The organism is Erythrobacter sp. F6033 (genome assembly GCF_023016005.1).
Lineage (GTDB): Bacteria > Pseudomonadota > Alphaproteobacteria > Sphingomonadales > Sphingomonadaceae > Erythrobacter.
The window spans coordinates 1,863,262-1,879,176 of sequence record NZ_JALKAZ010000001.1; the positions used below are offsets into that span (position 1 = coordinate 1,863,262).

A 15,915-nucleotide genomic window follows, 5' to 3' on the forward strand; every position below is an offset into this window, starting at 1 on the left:
TTACACAGCCGTGATTGTCGTGCTGTAGGGGCATCGCGGCGCATGGTGCGTTGGTGGTTTAATGAGAACGGAGAGCCAAGCGGGTGACCAAAATCCTCGGACTGTTGCGTCACGCCAAATCCGATTGGGATGATACCGCCCAGCGCGATTTCGACCGCGGCCTGAACGATCGCGGCAGGCGCGGCGCGCGCGTGATCGGTGATCATATCCGTAAGCACGGGATCAAATGGGACAGCGTGATCGCCAGCCCTGCCGTGCGCGTTTCGGCCACTCTTGAAGCGGGCTTGCCCGAACTTGAACCTATCTATGACAAGCGGCTGTATCTGGCGGCTTCGGACACGATTTTAGAGGCGGTTCAGGAACATGCCGCCGGGGCCGATGCTGAACCGAACACCGTGCTAATCTCCGGCCACAATCCCGGCCTGCAGGAAGTGTTGCTCGATCTAGTTTCACCGGCGCATGAGAACGATCTATTCAAGGAGGCATCGGTCAAATTCCCGACAGCAACCTTTGCCGTTCTGGAATGCAATATCGACAGCTGGGCGGATCTGAAAAACTACTGTGCGAAGCTCGTCCACTTTGCCCGCCCGCGCGATCTGGACCCTGATCTGGGACCGGAGTTTTAGTCTGCAATCAATTGTCGCGGCCCCGGACCTTTCTCAGCCAAGTGATCGTTGTCGTTATAAATCGCGCATTTCTTCAGGCTTAGGCACCCGCATCCGATACATCCATCAAGAGCATCGCGTGTCCTTTGCAACTCCGCGATTTTAGCATCCAGCACACCGCGAATACCCTTGCTGATGCCCTGCCAATCGCGCGCGGTCGGCGTGCGGCCATGCGGCAATTTCGAAAATTCCGCCTCTATCTCGCCGAGCGTCAGGCCAAGCTGCTGAGCGATGCGGATGAAGCTAACCCGGCGAATGTCCGAGCGCAGAAAGCGCCGCTGATTGCCGCCGGTCCGCACAGGCTCAACCAATTTCTTGTCCTCGTAAAACCGGATAGCGGACACTGAGAGGCCCGTGCGGCGTGCCATTTCGCCAATCGGGATCAAGTCGGTTTTGCGTAGAGCCTGCGCCATGTTTGACACCTTTCAAAATTTTCTTGACCTCAAGTTAGGTTGAGATTGCATCATACTCAAGTCTGCTGATTCGGATCAGCCTATTTGAAAGGATCACATCAATGCCCAAAGGCACCCTAGAGCACGCTAATATCTCCGTTACCCAGCCAGAGCGTAGCGCGGAACTGTTCAAGCAAATGCTCGGCTGGGAAGAGCGTTGGCGCGGTCCAAGTCAAAAATACGGGTGGAGCTTGCATGTCGGCGATCCTGAAAACGGACAGACATATCTTGCGCTTTATACTGGCGACCATGTGAAGGGAGGCTATTCAAAAGGGCAGCCGCTCAATCACGTCGCGTTTGTCGTTGATGATCTGAACGAAGCCGAAAATGTAGTCGCCGCCGCGGGCCTGAAACCCTTTGGCCACGATGACTATGATCCCGGCAAAAGGTTCTACTTTTTCGATTGGGACGGGATCGAATTCGAAGTCGTCAGCTATTCCGGAGATGCGTCATGAACGAGATTATTCCGCGCGAGCCGATGTTTGCACCCGCGCCGAAGAGCGCGAAACGGAGGCCCTACAGAAGGCTTTTCTGGATCGGTTTGCCCTTCACCCATGGCTGGTCTGTACGGCTGATTATCAGCTCGCCCGCCCACGGTCGTTAAAGCACTTAAACCCAATCAGGCGTTCCCGACGACGAAACACGCCGCCGCCATGAATCCGCCTGCCCAGCGGTTTGAGCGGAACCGTTCAAGCGGGTTCGCAGGGTCTTCGGGATCAAGCGTGGAGACCTGCCACAGCAAATGTAGCGCGACGGGAAGGAGCGCCACTAGCGCCAGCCAATCGGGGCGGTAGAGCCAGATGCCGAGCCCCCACAACCCGATGGTCGCGGCGTAAAACCCGCCAACGCCCGCGTGAACTTTTGCGCCCATACGCAACGCAGAGGATTTGATGCCGACCAGCGCATCATCCTCACGGTCTTGCAGAGCGTAAATCGTATCGAACCCAATCACCCAGCAAATACAGCCCGCATAGATGCAAGCGAGCACATCCCAATTGTCCCAGCGCAATTGCGTCCAGCCGACCAGCACGCCCCAGTTGAACACCATGCCCAGCCACGCCTGCGGCCACCACGTAATGCGCTTCATAAACGGATAGGCTGCGACCATGGCGAGGCTGGCCAGCGCGACCAACTGCGCTTCCAGCCGGAGTTGCAGCAATACGACCAACCCGACGAGGCACAAGGCAAGCAGCCAACCCCACGCGAGCTTCTTGGATATACGCCCGCTCGCCACTGGCCGCGCGGCGGTGCGCGCAACCTTCTTATCAAGGTCGGCATCAACGATATCGTTATACACGCACCCCGCCCCGCGCATGGCAATCGCGCCGAGCAAAAGCCAGCCGAGTAGCGGCAATTGCCATCCCGCTCCCGTCAGCCACACACCGAATACGCAGGGCCAGAACAGCAGCCACCAACCAATCGGACGGTCAAACCGTGCCAGCTGCGCGAGATCGCGCGGCAATTGCGGCAACCGTTCAACAAGCCCGCGGTGCTCGGTGTCGGGAACAATCTCTTCGGTCACACGGCCTCATCGCGCTTCGCCGCGCGCCAGCCGAGCAAGGCCAGCACCAGCATCGTGATGTTACCGGCGAAATCGAGCATCCCGATCGAGGTCAGAACCGGCTCGACATAGTGGAAATGGTAGTTGAACCAGAAGAACGGCAGCAGCGCCGCAGCGAAAACAAGAAACGCTCGCGAAGGCCATTCCAGAACCAGTGCCATAATGCCGAACAAGACCGCCTGAGATCCGAAGCACGCCATCGTGAAGGTCGTAAGATAGGTGCTGTCCCGATATTCGGGCGTCACAGCCAGTTCGATCACGTTGGCAGGCGCAAACAGCGCCCATCCGCCAAGCAGCAGAAACACCGCCGCGATCCCGTATTGTGCCATTTTTGCTGTCATGACTTGCTCTCTAGCGTCCGCCGCGCCTAGGGGAAAGCCCATGTCAGCCACACCATCTTGGCCGCCCCGAAGCGCCCCGCGATTGTTCGTCGAAGACGAACTCGCCGAAGGCCGCACCTTTGCGCTCGATGGCGGACACGCGCACTATCTAGGCAAAGTGATGCGGGTGCGCGAAGGCGATGCCGTGATCCTATGCGACAACATCACCGGCGAATGGGCGGCCCGTGTCGGCCAAGTGGACAAGCGCCGCGTCGATGTGACCGTGGTAGAGCACTTGCGTGAGCGTGAAAGCGTGCCGGACCTGTGGCTGTGCCCCGCGCTTCTAAAGAAAGACCGGTTCGATATGGTGCTGGAAAAGGCCACCGAGCTGGGCACCGCGCGCATTCAACCGGTTATCACGCGCCGCTGTGTCGCCGATAAGCTGAACCTTGATCGCGCCCGCACTCTGACGACCGAAGCCGCCGAGCAATGCGTCCGCACCGCGCTTCCCGAAATCGGCGAACCGCAAAAGCTCGACGCGATGCTGCGCGATTGGCCTACGGAACGCGCGCTGTTCTTTGCCGATGAATTGGGCGGCGAGCCGGTGGCAGACGCGTTTTGCTATCACGAAGGCCCAGCCGCGATCCTGATCGGACCCGAAGGCGGATTTGACGATGCCGAGCGAGAGGCCATTCGCGCTCACCCATCCGCCAAACCCATATCGCTCGGTCCGCGTATCCTGCGCGGAGAAACCGCCGCGATTGCGGCCCTATCCGTCTGGATGGCCGAAGCCGGAGACTGGCTCGGTCAAGCGGACGAGGAAGAATGACTTCGTGCGTCCAAAGTCAGTTTACCCTTCCCACAACGGAATCGGTTTTCTAGGGCAACTGACAAGACAGAAAGGTGCCCTACCCTAATGAGCACAAGAGAGACATCCGACGCCCCCGAGCCCGTGATCGAAGGCATGGAGCAATTGATCGCTCCGATGGCCGGCGGGGAAAAGCCGTCAAGCGACTGGCGCATCGGCACCGAGCACGAGAAATTCGTCTACAAACGCGAAGATCGCCGCGCCCCGTCCTATGATGAGCCTTGCGGCATTCGGGACATCCTAGGCGAGCTTCAGGAATATGGCTGGCAGCCGGTTGAAGAAAACGGCAACGTTATCGCCCTGAAAGGCGAAGACGGCGCGGTAAGCCTTGAGCCTGCTGGCCAACTTGAACTTTCCGGTGCGCCGCTAGAAAACCTCCATCAGACATGCGCGGAAACCGGACGCCATCTGGAACAGGTGAAAGCCATCGGCGAACGCTGCGATGCGGGCTATCTTGGCCTTGGCATGTGGCCGGACAAGACCCGCGAAGAGCTGCCGATCATGCCAAAGGGCCGCTATGGTATCATGCTGAAGCATATGCCGACGGTCGGCAATCTGGGCCTCGATATGATGCTGCGGACCTGCACCATTCAGGTCAATCTCGACTATTCTTCCGAAGCGGACATGGTGAAGAAGTTCCGCGTCGGCCTTGCACTGCAACCGCTCGCGACTGCTTTGTTTGCGAACTCGCCTTTCACCGAAGGCAAACCCAACGGCTACCTTTCCTATCGCAGCCACATCTGGTCAGACACCGATCCGCACCGCACTGGCATGCTGCCCTTCGTATTCGAAGATGGCTTTGGGTATGAGCGCTGGGCCGAATACATGCTCGAGGTGCCGATGTATTTCGCCTTCCGCGACGGCAAATATATCGATGCGGCGGGCCTGAGCTTCCGAGACTTTATGGACGGCAAATTGTCTGTTCTTCCTGGCGAACGTCCCACCGCGAGCGATTGGTGGGATCACCTCTCCACCGCCTTCCCAGAAGTGCGCCTCAAGAGCTTCCTCGAAATGCGCGGCGCGGATGGTGGACCGTGGAGTCGCATTTGCGCTCTGCCCGCGTTCTGGGTTGGCCTGCTGTATGATCAAGGCGCGCTGGATGCGGCGTGGAACCTTGTCAAAGACTGGTCCATGGAAGAGCGCGAGCGGCTTCGCAATGAAGTCCCGCGGCTTGGCCTGGAAACCAAACTTCCCGGTGGCACTGGCACGATGCAGGATCTGGGCCGCGAAGTGCTCGCCATTGCGCATAAGGGCCTCGCGGCACGTGGTCGTCTGAATGCAAGCGGCGACAATGAAACCGGCTATCTCGAAACGCTCGATGAAATCGTCAGCACCGGCAAAGTGCCGGCTCAACGTCTGCTCGATGCCTATCACGGCGAATGGAACGGCGATGTGACGCAGGTCTACAAATACTCGTTCTGAGGGAGAGAATGGAATGCTGATCGTAGTAGGAAAAGCCAAGTTGGGTAGCGGCGCGTTGGATGCTGGCCGCTCGGCGCTCGCCACCATGATCGAGGCATCGCGCGCGGAAGAAGGGTGCGTCGATTATTCCTACGCGACTGACATTCTTGATCCTTCAACGATGCACATTATCGAAAAGTGGGTGGATGAGGCCGCGTTGGTGGCGCATTTTCAAACACCGCATATGGCCGCATTCCAGAAAGCGCTTGGCAATCTTGATGTGACAATCAGCGAAGTGCTGAAGTTTCAGGCCGACGATGGCACGCCTTTGATGTGACCGCCTGAACGGGGTGGTTTGGTGTCAGAATTGCGTCCGTTTGTATCGCTTTGTCGCAGACGCGCATTCCTGACCGATCGTTAATCTAAGCGACACGCCATCCATGTCTTTTTCCCGTATCCGAAGTGGATATGGAGGGACTTACGTGACAATCAGGCTAAACGGGCGCGCCGGATCAACAGCGCTCGCGCTCACTTTAATGACCGCACTAACCGCCTGCGGTGGAGGCGGCTCTACCACCCCGGGCACAACGACCGCTACCGCCACACCTACTCCAACCCCCACCCCCACAGATTCAACGGCTCAGGCGAATGCTGTTGTTCAGCAATTCCTGAACCTCGATCTCGCCAATCTCGACAATTACGCGGCCCCCACCCTGCCCGCCTATTACGACAACACCGTCGACGCGATCGACAACACCCCCGCCAATGACCCTGTGACCGATCCAATCGCCACATTGGGCCGCGTGTTGTTCTACGACGCCGCATTGAGTGTGAACGACACAACAAGCTGCGCGACCTGCCACCAGCAAAATATCGGCTTTGACGATGACGAACGTCTTTCAACCGGTTTCCAAGGCGGGTTGACCAGCGCGCACGCCATGCGGCTCGGCAATATCCGATATTATGAGCCGGGCGAGATGTTCTGGGATCGCCGCGCTGACGATGTTGAGGATCAGGCGACACAGCCTATTCTCGATGCGACTGAAATGGGCTGGTCCGCAAATGGCGGCTTGGCAGCCCTGATCACGAAGATGGAAGGCCTTGCCTACTATCCCACCTTGTTCGAGTTTGTGTTCGGCGATGGAGCGATCACCGAAGCGCGAATCGAACGCTCTCTTGCTCAATTCCAACGCGCGATGATCTCTTCCGATAGCCGCTGGGATCAATCCTATGCGCAGATTTTCGCCGCTGGCGCACCGGGCCGCGCGTTGAATCAAGCGCTGCCGGGCTTTACTGCGAGCGAACAGCGCGGGCGCGAGCTGTTTATGACGGGCGTGAACAATGGCGGCGCTGGCTGCCAGACATGCCATCAGCCTCCTACTTTTGCTCTGAACGCAAACAGCCGTTCGAATGGACTTGATGCGGGCGAGACGGAGGTCTTCAAATCGCCTTCACTCAAGAATGTCGGGCGATCGACATTCTTTATGCATGATGGTCGTTTCACGACATTGCGGCAAGTGGTCGATCACTACAGCGACGGCGTGCAAGCGGGCCCGGCGCTCGACAACAGGTTGCAGCAAGGCGGCGTGCCGCGGCGGCTCAACCTGACAATTGATGATCGAGAGGCTCTGGTCGACTTCATGGAAACGCTAACCGACGACACTTTGGCCGCCGATGCGCGCTTCACCGATCCGTTTATCCGATAGATTACTCGGCGGGTTCGGGTGCGGCTTCGCCAGCTGCCCCGCCCCGCCGGTCTATCCGGCCAAGCAAGCGGCGCTTTAGCCGTGCGAGCGGCGCTGTGATCAGGCCGCGATGCTCCATCCAGTCGTAATATTCGCGATATTTCGGATCTTCGGCGAGCATATGCGCCTCTTCGGTGCGCGCGCGCCAATAGTAGATACCATTGACGAGCAGCAGGAAGAAGCAATTGCGAATGGCCTCTGCTGGCGATCCGCTGGTCACGAGAAATGGCAGGTGCAGGCACCACCAATAGAGGTTCTTTGAAAGATAGGCCGGATGGCGCGTGTAACGGTACGGACCGTTGGTGAGCACGCCGCGATAGGTCAGGTTTGAAAAGCGGATGCCAAATGCCACCGTTGCCCATGCGTAGGCCGCTGTCAGCGCGACCAGCCATGCGCCCCAGACCCACAGCAGGGTTTCGTTGTCCGCCATCCAGTAATCCCATTTGGCGATGTCACGTTCATAGCTTAGCACTTGGCTGTTATTGCCGATGATGCCCCACACGAACGGCGGGTAACAGATCAACGCGGCGAGCCAACCACCGAGGAATGGATTGCCCGAGCGGATATGCGCGTCGAGCGGACGCAGCGTGAAGAGATAACCGACCGTTCCGACCAGCACATCGATCATAAACAGCAGCGTGATCAGCAGAACGGCGAGCTCGACCGGGTTGCTGGTGATGACCGATGGATCGGCCTGAACCACAAAGGCGAAACCGCCCGGCAGGATGGAGATCATAAAGGCGCCAAAGAACCCCTTGATCAGCCAGGCACGCCAGTGTTTCTTGATTTGCTCTGCGTCCCATTCCTCGCTGCCGATCAGCATGGCACCGAAATGCCAGCTTGAATCCCTGGGATCGATCATGAACCGGTCGAGCCAGATGATGTAGGGAACCGCGAGCACAACCATCGGGATCACCGCGACCGACAGAACTTCCATCGCAAACAGATACGATCCGTCCCAATACCAGCGGCACAGGCCATAAAGGCCCGCCAGCACGGCATAGGTCGCCCAGATACCTGCGATCTTGACGGTTGAAACCGGCAGAACGTCCGCGACGCTGCGTTTCAATTTCCAGTCAATGCCGGTTGAAGGGCGCAAATGAACTCGGTCGACCAAGATTGACCAAATCGCCATTGGTCCAGCGATAAACAGCAATGCGGCCAGTGCAGCATAGGGACCAGACAACACCCCGCGCTCAGGCGAAAATGGCCCGGAAAACCCGAATGTTTCCGCAATCAGGGGAAAGGCACGGCAGAACGCGATCCAGCCAAACAGGCCAAGCAATCCGGCAAGGCCAACGCCCGCCGAAACATCGCTTACGGGCGGTTCGCTCTGCAGCGCTGCCGCACTCGGTTGAGAATTCGCGTCCATCACCCCTCCGCCATAGCGGGAAAGGGTTAACAGCCAGCTTGCGAAAGACGCGCGTCTATTGGCGGGACAGGCGTGGCAGAAAGATTAATCCCGCCAAGCGCATCCAAATTCAGGATCAACGATAGGCGTGGATCGTGCCGCCATCGTCCAGCACATAGAGATGACCGGCTGCGACGACAGGAGGCAAGCTGACGGGATCATCAATCTCTGCGAACAATTGCGAAGAGCCTTCACCCGCGCTCACGCGCCAGATTTCGCCGCGTGAACTAGCCACCCAAAGGTGGTTTCCAGCGAGCACAGGGCCAGTCCAGAAAATCGGGTCTTTCTTCTTTTCGACATTGCGGAACGGCTGAAGCTGGGTGATCCAACGAACCCGTCCACTCGAACGAGCAATCGCCAGCAAGCGGGCATCGTCGGTCAGAGTAAAAATCCATTCGCCTGCAATCGCTGGCGTGGAAATGCCCGCGAGGTTGAGCTCCCAGATACGCTGACCCGTGACCAGTTCATATGCCGCCATGCGTCCGCCCTGACCCAGCGCGTAAACGCGGCCGGAATCGATGATTGGATCGGCGTCGATGTCGGTTAGCGAGCTCACCTGTGTCGAGATGTTGGTCCGCGCGAGAGCATCGGCCCACAGCGTCCGGCCATTCTCGTAACGATAAGCGTTCAGCTCACCGCTGGAATAGCCTGCGATCACTGTGCCCTGCCCTGCTGCGGGGGCTGCGACACCGAAAACGCCCGATTGCGCGGTCGATCCGGATTCGTCCCAAACCAGCTCACCATCGGAAGCCTGCAGCGAGATGATCTGGTTATCTTGCGTCATCACGAAGATCTGACCGAAAGCGATGGTCGGCGATCCGCGCAGCGGGCCAGCCGGTTTCACTTTCCAAATCTCTTCGCCATTTTCCGCGCGCAGTGCTTTCACTTCACCCGCGCCATTGGTCGCATACAGGATGCCGTTGTCAAAGCTGACACCGCCGCCAAAAGCGGACGGACGCATGTCATCTTCCATCACCGCATCAGAGCGCCACATGGTCGCGCCAGTGTTCTTGTCAAAAGCGTGAATCGTGCCGTCGGAACCAACTGCGAACAGCTTGTCGCCGCCGATTACTGGAGCCGCGGCGAGGCGCACGCTGTTGCTGGCGCCAGCGATGCTGGCAGTCCATGCCGGTGCCGGATTCGCGCCCAGAGCAAGGTGGCCATAGGCTTTGCTGGCAGAGCCGCCGACCTGCGCCCATTCGGCGTTGCTGCGCGCTGGCGGAAGAACAACACTGACACTGGCGAGAGCCGGATCAACCGTCGCGCCGCTTTCAATGCGTGAAAGGATTGGCATACGTTCGCCAACGGTCGGCGTGGTTTTGCCATCACCGGCACATCCGGTCAGCACAGCGGCCATCGCGCCTGCGATGATGGCTGTTCGAATTGAAGTGTGCTGTTTCATTCTTTGTCCGTCCAAATAAATTTCAAAAGCGCCGTTCGGGCGGATTATTGCGGTTGTTCGACTAGCCCAGCTTCTGGATCGATCCCTTGATCTTCGAGCAGCTGTTCCACGTCGTCCACCGCATCAATGCCCAACAGCCCAGCCATTTGGCGTGCGCGTGATCGAAGTGTTTCGGGAAGCTCTTCGTCTTTGGCAATCTCACCGAACAGCGCGCCGGCCGCATCGCGGTTGCCCGCTTCAAGCTGCGCGATTGCGGTCAATTCGCCCGCACTGCCGAAGAATGGGTTTCCGGGCACGGCCAAGTCTTTGAGCTTGGCGATAACATCCGCTGGCTCGCGGTCGTCAAAATTTGTGGCGACTTCGCGAATACGGGCCAGATCGCGCAGCGCGGGCGGCGCGTTCTCATCAGATGCAATCGTGCCGTACAGTTCGACTGCCTTGGCCGTTTCGCCCTGTTCCAATGCAGCCGCAGCTTGCATGAACCGAGCCGAAGTGCGGGCGCCATCATTGTCTGCGCTCGTCAATTCTTCGACTGTCGCGCTTGCACCGGCGAAATCGCTGCCTTCGAACTGGTCCAATGCCTGAACCAGCGTTTCCGACTGCGCCTCAAGGCCGCTTTCGGTGTAGTTATCCCACACGAGATACCCGCCGAACGCTGCCAGCAACAAGGCGAGTCCAGAACCCAGCATTACGCCGTATTTTTGGAAAAACTGCGTCGCATCATCCTGACGCACAGCTTCATCGATTTCGCGCATGAGGATTTCGTCCTCAGGCGTTGGGTCATCGACGGTGACTGACGGTGTTTTGTTTGATCCAGAAGTCGGTTTGAGCGCCACGGAGCTCTATTCCTCATGTCATTTCAGTGTGTGCGGGCGTCTTTAGGCGGGCCTGCGATCTTCCGCAATGGCGCGCGCGCATGCGAGGCTTTGCTCTCCCCGCTTCGGTTGCACTATTTGTTGGCCGGAAATTGGAGCCGCGAAGTTGAATGGCGGGTTAAGCGGTTAGCCGCTCACCCTATTTTACGCCTTTCCATTTACCGCTCAGGGCAGACGAATATAGGTCCGAATAGCGTTCGATCATGCGCGAGGCATCGAACATATCCATTGCCTTTTTGCGGTTTTGCTTTCCGATTTCCGCGCGCAGATCAGGATCTTCGACGAGTTCGCCGATCACCGTCGCAAGCGCATCGACATCATCGGGCACCGCAATATAGCCGCGGTTTTTCTCTCCCACGATTGACTTCACATCACCCACATCGGGTGCCGCAACTGGCAGCCCAGCCGCCATCGCTTCCACCACGGAAAGCGGGAATTGTTCCGATTTTGAAGACAGCGCGAAAATGTCGAACAGCCCGACAACGGAGGCTGGATCATCAATTGCGCCGGGCAAGTGGACGCGGTGGCTAACATCGTGCCGCACGGCCGATTCCAGAATAGCATCGCGCTCCGGCCCCTCGCCAAGGATAACCAGATGCCAGTTTTCGGGCATGTCCCGGACCGCTTCGACCAGCATGGGCAGTTGTTTAACGGCGCGCAGCCCAGCGAGCGTGCCGATCCAACGCTCCCCTTCGCGCTTCACCAGCCGCAATTTCTTGGCATCGGGCTTTCGCGCAAAGGCTTTCGTGTCGATCCCGTTGGGAATGCGCACTATCCGTTCGCGCGGCTGTTTCCAGGCATCGAGAGCAATTTTTTCGAGCGTGTCGCTTGGCACGACTAAAGAATGCGCGCGGCCCAAAGCGATCCGGCGATACCAATTGCGCGTCCATTTCAACTGATGGGCTTCGTCTTCGTTGAACCCGTCTTCGTGATGGATGAGCGGCGGCAGGTTGAATTGCTGCGCAAACACGGTGTGCGCCATAACCACATCCATCGCCCCCCAATTGTATGTGAGGATGAGGTCATAGTCTTTAAGCGCCTGTGCAATCCCGACCAATCGCCCCGGCGTAGGACGACCCGTCAGCGACGGGAAATTGTCAGGATAGCCTACCAGAGCGCGCTTGCGATCAATCAGGGAGCGTGCACCCATCTGATCCGGCATTGCCGATACAATATGGTGGGTCAGACCTTTGCCAAACGCATTGATCAGCTTGGCACAGCGCACTTCCTTGCCGCCTGCCGAAAATGTCGAATGGCAGTGAAGAACTTTTGCAGTTTCAACCATCAGACGCTCGCCAGCAATTCATCAATCGCAGCGCGCGCCTCCGGCTCATCCAGCGACGGCGCATGGCCAACGCGCGGCACGGTGACGGTCTTCATCGCAGGGTTGCGCGCACCCATTTGCCCGACAGTTTCGGGCGTCAGCAAATCGGATAGCTCCCCGCGAACGAGCAACATCGGAACATTGCGCAACGCTTCATAGGCGAGCCACAGATTTGCCGGGGCGGCGTTGCCGGGCTGTTTGAAAGGCTCTGCAATGGCCATGTCGTAATCGTAGCTGATCCGGCCATTCTGACTGACGACCAGAGTGCGCTTTGCCATTTCGAGCCATTTGTCGAGATCGAAATCGGGAAACGCCGCTCCATGCGCCTCGGCCAGCGAGCGCGCCGCGTGTATCCATGTCGGATAGCTGCCACCTTGGCCGACATAGGTGCCAATGCGCTCAACACCGGCCATGTTCACCTCTGGCCCGATATCATTCATCACCAGCGCAACAATGCGTCCGGGCCTTGTCGGCGCCATCAGCATGGTCATCAATCCGCCCATCGACGTGCCGATCGATATGAACCGGTCAATGCTTTGCTCAGCAAGCAGTTTTTCGACGTCTGCAACATATTGCAGCGGATTATAGGTGTCAGATGACGGCGCATAATCGCTCATCCCGCGCCCGCGCATTTCGGGCACAATCACTCGCCGGGTCTGGCACAGGTGGTCAGCCAGGTCCGCGAAATCGCGCGAATTGCGTGTGAGGCCGTGCAGGCACAGGACCGGCGGTCCGTCATATCCTTCCGGTCCCGCATAGTCGCGGTAATGCAGATTTAGCCCGTCTTCGCTGGTCCACGAGCGGTCTTCATAATTCGATGCCATGTTCGGCAGTCATCCTTCACAGATTGTCTGGTCCGCGCGCTTGCGCACGCTTCCACTTATCCCCACTATCGCCGGATGCGATCCGAACCGCAACCTTCCGAATATCGCGCCGATACCGCCATAACGCAGCTGACCGACTGGATTGCTGCGCCCGTGGAGGCCGCCGATTTCCCTCAGACCCAAGTGCGATTCCGCAATAATCGCTGGGCGGCGACCGTCGGGCTGGACCATTTCAGCGACGCGGATTGGGCCAAGCATTTCGGGCGATTCGAGCCGCTGGAGGGCAACCTGCCCCACCCTCTCGCACTGGCATATCACGGGCATCAGTTCCGCGTGTACAATCCCGAAATCGGCGACGGACGCGGATTCCTGTTCGCTCAGATGCGCGATGGTGATGGCCGATTGATGGATCTTGGCACCAAAGGATCGGGCCAGACGCCCTTTAGCCGCGCAGGTGATGGGCGCCTTACGCTGAAAGGCGGCGTTCGCGAGATTTTGGCGACGGAAATGTTGGAAGCGCTGGGCGTAAATACGTCAAAGACTTTCTCCATCATCGAAACCGGCGAGCAATTGACCCGGCAGGATGAACCCTCGCCTGCCCGCTCCGCCGTGATGGTCCGGTTGAGTAACTCGCATATTCGCATCGGTACGTTTCAGCGTCTCCTTGCGATTGAGGAACGCGATCAGATGGCGCAGCTCGTCGATTATTGCCTGAAGCAGTTTCCCGGACCGATGCCGCCCGAGGATGCGCCTGGCCGCGATGAGCCCGCAGTTATCCTGCTGCATCAGGTTGTCGAGCGGATGGCTGACCTCGCCGCCAGTTATATGGTCGCCGGTTTCGTTCACGGCGTGCTCAACACCGACAATATGAACATCACAGGCGAAAGCTTTGATTACGGTCCGTGGCGGTGGTTGCCGACATGGGACCCCGGTTTCACCGCTGCCTATTTCGATCACAGCGGGCTATATGCTTTCGGTCGCCAACCGGAGGCGCTGCATTGGAATTGCGGTCAATTGGCGGTTGCACTGCGCATGCTGACCGATTCCGAACCGCTAGTGGCGGCGATGAACCGCTTCGGAGAGCTTTACATGGCAGCGATCTCTAGGCGGTGGTGCTGGCGATTGGGCATTGAACCGCTCGGTAGTGATGCCGATACGGCTCTCGTCGGCGTGTGCGAGCAATATATGCGCGAACACAAAATGGGCCCGGACGCGTTTTTCTTCACGCATCGCGGCGGACGCGGCGACCCGAGTGGTCCATTGGGTGACGCTCTGACGGCCTATACGCCGACCGATAGCTCGCACAATTACTGGGCCGATGAGGCCCCGCAAAGCATGCTGATCGAAGAGGTCGAAGCCATCTGGTCAGCCATCGCCGACAATGATGACTGGTCTCCACTCTACGCCAAAGTCGATCAACTAAGGCGGATGGGGCAAGCACATGGAGAACCGCCGGAGCCCAGAGGACACGCAAAAACTACGTGATTTCCGCTATATCAGCGCGGACTCTTGCACATCGTGCATTTGTAAAATTGGCGTGAACCCTATCTTTTCCAGTAAAGCAGCGTTACCCGAATTTCGACACAGAGCGGCGCTCCACGAAGAGCACCGCCGACAGAGGAACCTCACAAAAGGGGCAAGTTTCGAAGAGTGACTAACACAACTCTGATTTCTCATGATCCCGCCACTGGCGATGAATTGTGGCGCGGCGAACACGGCGATGTCGATGCCGCTGTCAGCGCTGGCCGAAAAGCTTTTCCGGCATGGGCCGCTCGCCCGCTTGCCAACCGTATCGAAATGGTGCGCCGCTTCGCAAACGAAGTGCGTGCAGAGGCCGATGGCATCGCCGAATTGATCGCGCGGGAGGCCGGCAAACCGCTTTGGGAAGCTCGAACCGAAGTCGATGCTGTCATCAACAAGGTCGATATCTCGGTAAATGCCTATGCCGAACGGACTGGTAAGAAGAAGCTGGATAGCGCGCTAAACGGATCCGCTGCTCTGCGTCACAAACCGCATGGCGCGATGGCTGTGTTGGGGCCGTATAACTTCCCGGCTCACCTGCCCAACGGGCATATGATCCCGGCATTGATTGCGGGCAATGTTGTCCTGTTCAAACCGTCGGAGAAAACGCCAGCAGTCGGCGCTGCCTTGGTCGAATGTTTCCGCAAAGCAGAGTTTCCCGATGGCGTGGTTCAGCTCGTGATTGGAGGCCCCGAAGAAGGCAAAGCTCTCGTCGCCCATCCGGGAATTGACGGCGTGCTGTTCACCGGATCGGCCAATGCGGGGATCGCCATCAACCGCAAGCTGGCATCAAACCCGGGCAAAATCGTGGCGTTGGAAATGGGCGGCAACAATCCACTCGTCGTAACAGACACGCCCTTGCTGGCTGACGCAGCCGCGTTAATCGTCCAGAGCGCATTCACGACTGCGGGCCAACGCTGCACCGCTGCGCGCAGGCTCATCATCGTCGATTCCATGTTCGATCCGCTGATGAAAGAGTTGGTCAAGCTGACCAAGAGCCTCCTGATCGGCAATCCATTGGACGACGTTCAACCGTTTATGGGCCCGGTGATTGACAATGAGACCGCCGAATTGCTCGGAGAAAGTTTCCTCGCACTGGTGACTGCGGGGGGTAAGCCGATCACTCATATGCGGCGTCTTGATCCCGACAAACCGTTTCTGACACCCGGAATTATCGACACCACGGATATTCCAGATCGGCCCGATATCGAGCTGTTCGGTCCGATCTTGCAAGTCATCCGCGTGCCCGATCTCGACGCGGCTATTGCAGAGGCTAACAACACCCGGTTTGGTCTGTCTGCATCGCTTATCGGCGGTTCGCCCGATGATTACGCGCGGTTCTGGGCCAATGTTCGTGCGGGTATTATCAACTGGAACCGACCGACAAATGGCGCATCATCTTCCGCACCGTTTGGCGGGATCGGGCTGTCGGGCAACCACCGTCCAGCGGCGTTCTATGCGGCGGATTACTGCGCATATCCGGTGGCGAGCACAGAAATGAATCAGCCGCGCGCAAATATCGCGATCGGTATCAAGAACTGATTGC

At 58.4% G+C, this 15,915-nt stretch carries 16 protein-coding genes; 8 read left to right on the forward strand and 8 right to left on the reverse strand.

The window, feature by feature from the left end; translation table 11 throughout:
- The first annotated feature begins 83 nt into the window (after positions 1 to 83).
- On the forward strand, positions 84 to 626 hold the full coding sequence (locus MWU39_RS08875; protein ID WP_247159630.1) for a histidine phosphatase family protein: 543 nt from the start codon (positions 84 to 86) through the stop codon (positions 624 to 626).
- On the opposite strand, the gene soxR is transcribed toward MWU39_RS08875, so the two are convergent.
- On the reverse strand, positions 623 to 1,078 hold the full coding sequence (gene soxR, locus MWU39_RS08880) for a redox-sensitive transcriptional activator SoxR (RefSeq protein ID WP_247159631.1): 456 nt from the start codon (positions 1,076 to 1,078) through the stop codon (positions 623 to 625). The two genes, MWU39_RS08875 and soxR, sit on opposite strands and share 4 nt — an antisense overlap.
- Before the next feature lie 101 nt (positions 1,079 to 1,179).
- Here soxR and MWU39_RS08885 point away from each other — a divergent pair, with 101 nt between their 5' ends.
- Positions 1,180 to 1,572 carry a VOC family protein gene (locus MWU39_RS08885; RefSeq protein ID WP_247159632.1) on the forward strand — a complete coding sequence of 131 codons (393 nt, stop codon included), beginning with the start codon at positions 1,180 to 1,182 and terminating at the stop codon, positions 1,570 to 1,572.
- 164 nt (positions 1,573 to 1,736) lie between these two features.
- Here MWU39_RS08885 and ubiA read toward each other — a convergent pair whose 3' ends face one another.
- Both ubiA and MWU39_RS08895 read right to left on the reverse strand, forming a co-directional pair.
- Complete coding sequence (gene ubiA / locus MWU39_RS08890) at positions 1,737 to 2,639, reverse strand: 4-hydroxybenzoate octaprenyltransferase (RefSeq protein WP_247159633.1); 903 nt, start codon at positions 2,637 to 2,639, stop codon at positions 1,737 to 1,739.
- A complete protein-coding gene (locus MWU39_RS08895; protein WP_247159634.1) occupies positions 2,636 to 3,019 on the reverse strand; it encodes a hypothetical protein in 384 nt (127 codons plus the stop codon). Before MWU39_RS08895 ends, ubiA begins: the two co-directional genes overlap by 4 nt.
- Positions 3,020 to 3,059: 40 nt before the next feature.
- Here MWU39_RS08895 and MWU39_RS08900 point away from each other — a divergent pair, with 40 nt between their 5' ends.
- From MWU39_RS08900 to MWU39_RS08915, 4 genes are all read left to right on the forward strand, one after another.
- Positions 3,060 to 3,827, forward strand: a complete 768-nt coding sequence (locus MWU39_RS08900) for a 16S rRNA (uracil(1498)-N(3))-methyltransferase (RefSeq protein WP_247159635.1) — start codon at positions 3,060 to 3,062, stop codon at positions 3,825 to 3,827.
- Between the two features lie 87 nt (positions 3,828 to 3,914).
- On the forward strand, positions 3,915 to 5,288 hold the full coding sequence (locus tag MWU39_RS08905; protein WP_247159636.1) for a glutamate--cysteine ligase: 1,374 nt from the start codon (positions 3,915 to 3,917) through the stop codon (positions 5,286 to 5,288).
- 13 nt (positions 5,289 to 5,301) lie between these two features.
- A complete protein-coding gene (locus tag MWU39_RS08910; protein WP_247159637.1) occupies positions 5,302 to 5,604 on the forward strand; it encodes a putative quinol monooxygenase in 303 nt (100 codons plus the stop codon).
- Positions 5,605 to 5,803: 199 nt separating this feature from the next.
- The gene (locus tag MWU39_RS08915) at positions 5,804 to 6,973 is read left to right on the forward strand and encodes a cytochrome c peroxidase (RefSeq protein ID WP_247159638.1); all 1,170 of its coding nucleotides are present in this window, start codon (positions 5,804 to 5,806) and stop codon (positions 6,971 to 6,973) included.
- Between the two features lies 1 nt (position 6,974).
- On the opposite strand, the gene MWU39_RS08920 is transcribed toward MWU39_RS08915, so the two are convergent.
- From MWU39_RS08920 to MWU39_RS08940, 5 genes are all read right to left on the reverse strand, one after another.
- Complete coding sequence (locus tag MWU39_RS08920; RefSeq protein WP_247159639.1) at positions 6,975 to 8,384, reverse strand: DUF1295 domain-containing protein; 1,410 nt, start codon at positions 8,382 to 8,384, stop codon at positions 6,975 to 6,977.
- A gap of 115 nt (positions 8,385 to 8,499) precedes the next feature.
- Entirely contained in the window at positions 8,500 to 9,825 is a 1,326-nt protein-coding gene (locus MWU39_RS08925; RefSeq protein WP_247159640.1) for a PQQ-binding-like beta-propeller repeat protein, read from the reverse strand.
- A 44-nt stretch (positions 9,826 to 9,869) separates the two neighbouring features.
- Positions 9,870 to 10,661, reverse strand: a complete 792-nt coding sequence (locus MWU39_RS08930; RefSeq protein ID WP_247159641.1) for a tetratricopeptide repeat protein — start codon at positions 10,659 to 10,661, stop codon at positions 9,870 to 9,872.
- A gap of 178 nt (positions 10,662 to 10,839) precedes the next feature.
- Positions 10,840 to 11,985 carry a glycosyltransferase family 4 protein gene (locus MWU39_RS08935; RefSeq protein ID WP_247159642.1) on the reverse strand — a complete coding sequence of 382 codons (1,146 nt, stop codon included), beginning with the start codon at positions 11,983 to 11,985 and terminating at the stop codon, positions 10,840 to 10,842.
- Positions 11,985 to 12,848 carry an alpha/beta hydrolase gene (locus tag MWU39_RS08940; protein ID WP_247159643.1) on the reverse strand — a complete coding sequence of 288 codons (864 nt, stop codon included), beginning with the start codon at positions 12,846 to 12,848 and terminating at the stop codon, positions 11,985 to 11,987. Before MWU39_RS08940 ends, MWU39_RS08935 begins: the two co-directional genes overlap by 1 nt.
- A 75-nt stretch (positions 12,849 to 12,923) precedes the next feature.
- Here MWU39_RS08940 and MWU39_RS08945 point away from each other — a divergent pair, with 75 nt between their 5' ends.
- Positions 12,924 to 14,333 (forward strand): protein adenylyltransferase SelO, encoded by a 1,410-nt coding sequence (locus MWU39_RS08945; protein WP_247159644.1) that lies wholly within the window; start codon positions 12,924 to 12,926, stop codon positions 14,331 to 14,333.
- Between the two features lie 90 nt (positions 14,334 to 14,423).
- Positions 14,424 to 15,911, forward strand: coding sequence for a succinylglutamate-semialdehyde dehydrogenase (gene astD / locus MWU39_RS08950; RefSeq protein ID WP_348646394.1), 1,488 nt, complete (start codon positions 14,424 to 14,426; stop codon positions 15,909 to 15,911).
- Positions 15,912 to 15,915 lie beyond the last annotated feature (4 nt).

What these genes read in the sequence shown, in the direction of transcription:
- soxR (WP_247159631.1), bottom strand. Translation starts at nt 1,078, where the DNA reads ATGGCGCAGGCTCTACGCAAAACCGACTTGATCCCGATTGGCGAAATG.
- MWU39_RS08885 (WP_247159632.1), top strand. Translation starts at nt 1,180, where the DNA reads ATGCCCAAAGGCACCCTAGAGCACGCTAATATCTCCGTTACCCAGCCA.
- MWU39_RS08895 (WP_247159634.1), bottom strand. Translation starts at nt 3,019, where the DNA reads ATGACAGCAAAAATGGCACAATACGGGATCGCGGCGGTGTTTCTGCTG.
- MWU39_RS08900 (WP_247159635.1), top strand. Translation starts at nt 3,060, where the DNA reads ATGTCAGCCACACCATCTTGGCCGCCCCGAAGCGCCCCGCGATTGTTC.
- MWU39_RS08905 (WP_247159636.1), top strand. Translation starts at nt 3,915, where the DNA reads ATGAGCACAAGAGAGACATCCGACGCCCCCGAGCCCGTGATCGAAGGC.
- MWU39_RS08910 (WP_247159637.1), top strand. Translation starts at nt 5,302, where the DNA reads ATGCTGATCGTAGTAGGAAAAGCCAAGTTGGGTAGCGGCGCGTTGGAT.
- MWU39_RS08915 (WP_247159638.1), top strand. Translation starts at nt 5,804, where the DNA reads ATGACCGCACTAACCGCCTGCGGTGGAGGCGGCTCTACCACCCCGGGC.
- MWU39_RS08920 (WP_247159639.1), bottom strand. Translation starts at nt 8,384, where the DNA reads ATGGACGCGAATTCTCAACCGAGTGCGGCAGCGCTGCAGAGCGAACCG.
- MWU39_RS08925 (WP_247159640.1), bottom strand. Translation starts at nt 9,825, where the DNA reads ATGAAACAGCACACTTCAATTCGAACAGCCATCATCGCAGGCGCGATG.
- MWU39_RS08935 (WP_247159642.1), bottom strand. Translation starts at nt 11,985, where the DNA reads ATGGTTGAAACTGCAAAAGTTCTTCACTGCCATTCGACATTTTCGGCA.
- MWU39_RS08940 (WP_247159643.1), bottom strand. Translation starts at nt 12,848, where the DNA reads ATGGCATCGAATTATGAAGACCGCTCGTGGACCAGCGAAGACGGGCTA.
- MWU39_RS08945 (WP_247159644.1), top strand. Translation starts at nt 12,924, where the DNA reads ATGCGATCCGAACCGCAACCTTCCGAATATCGCGCCGATACCGCCATA.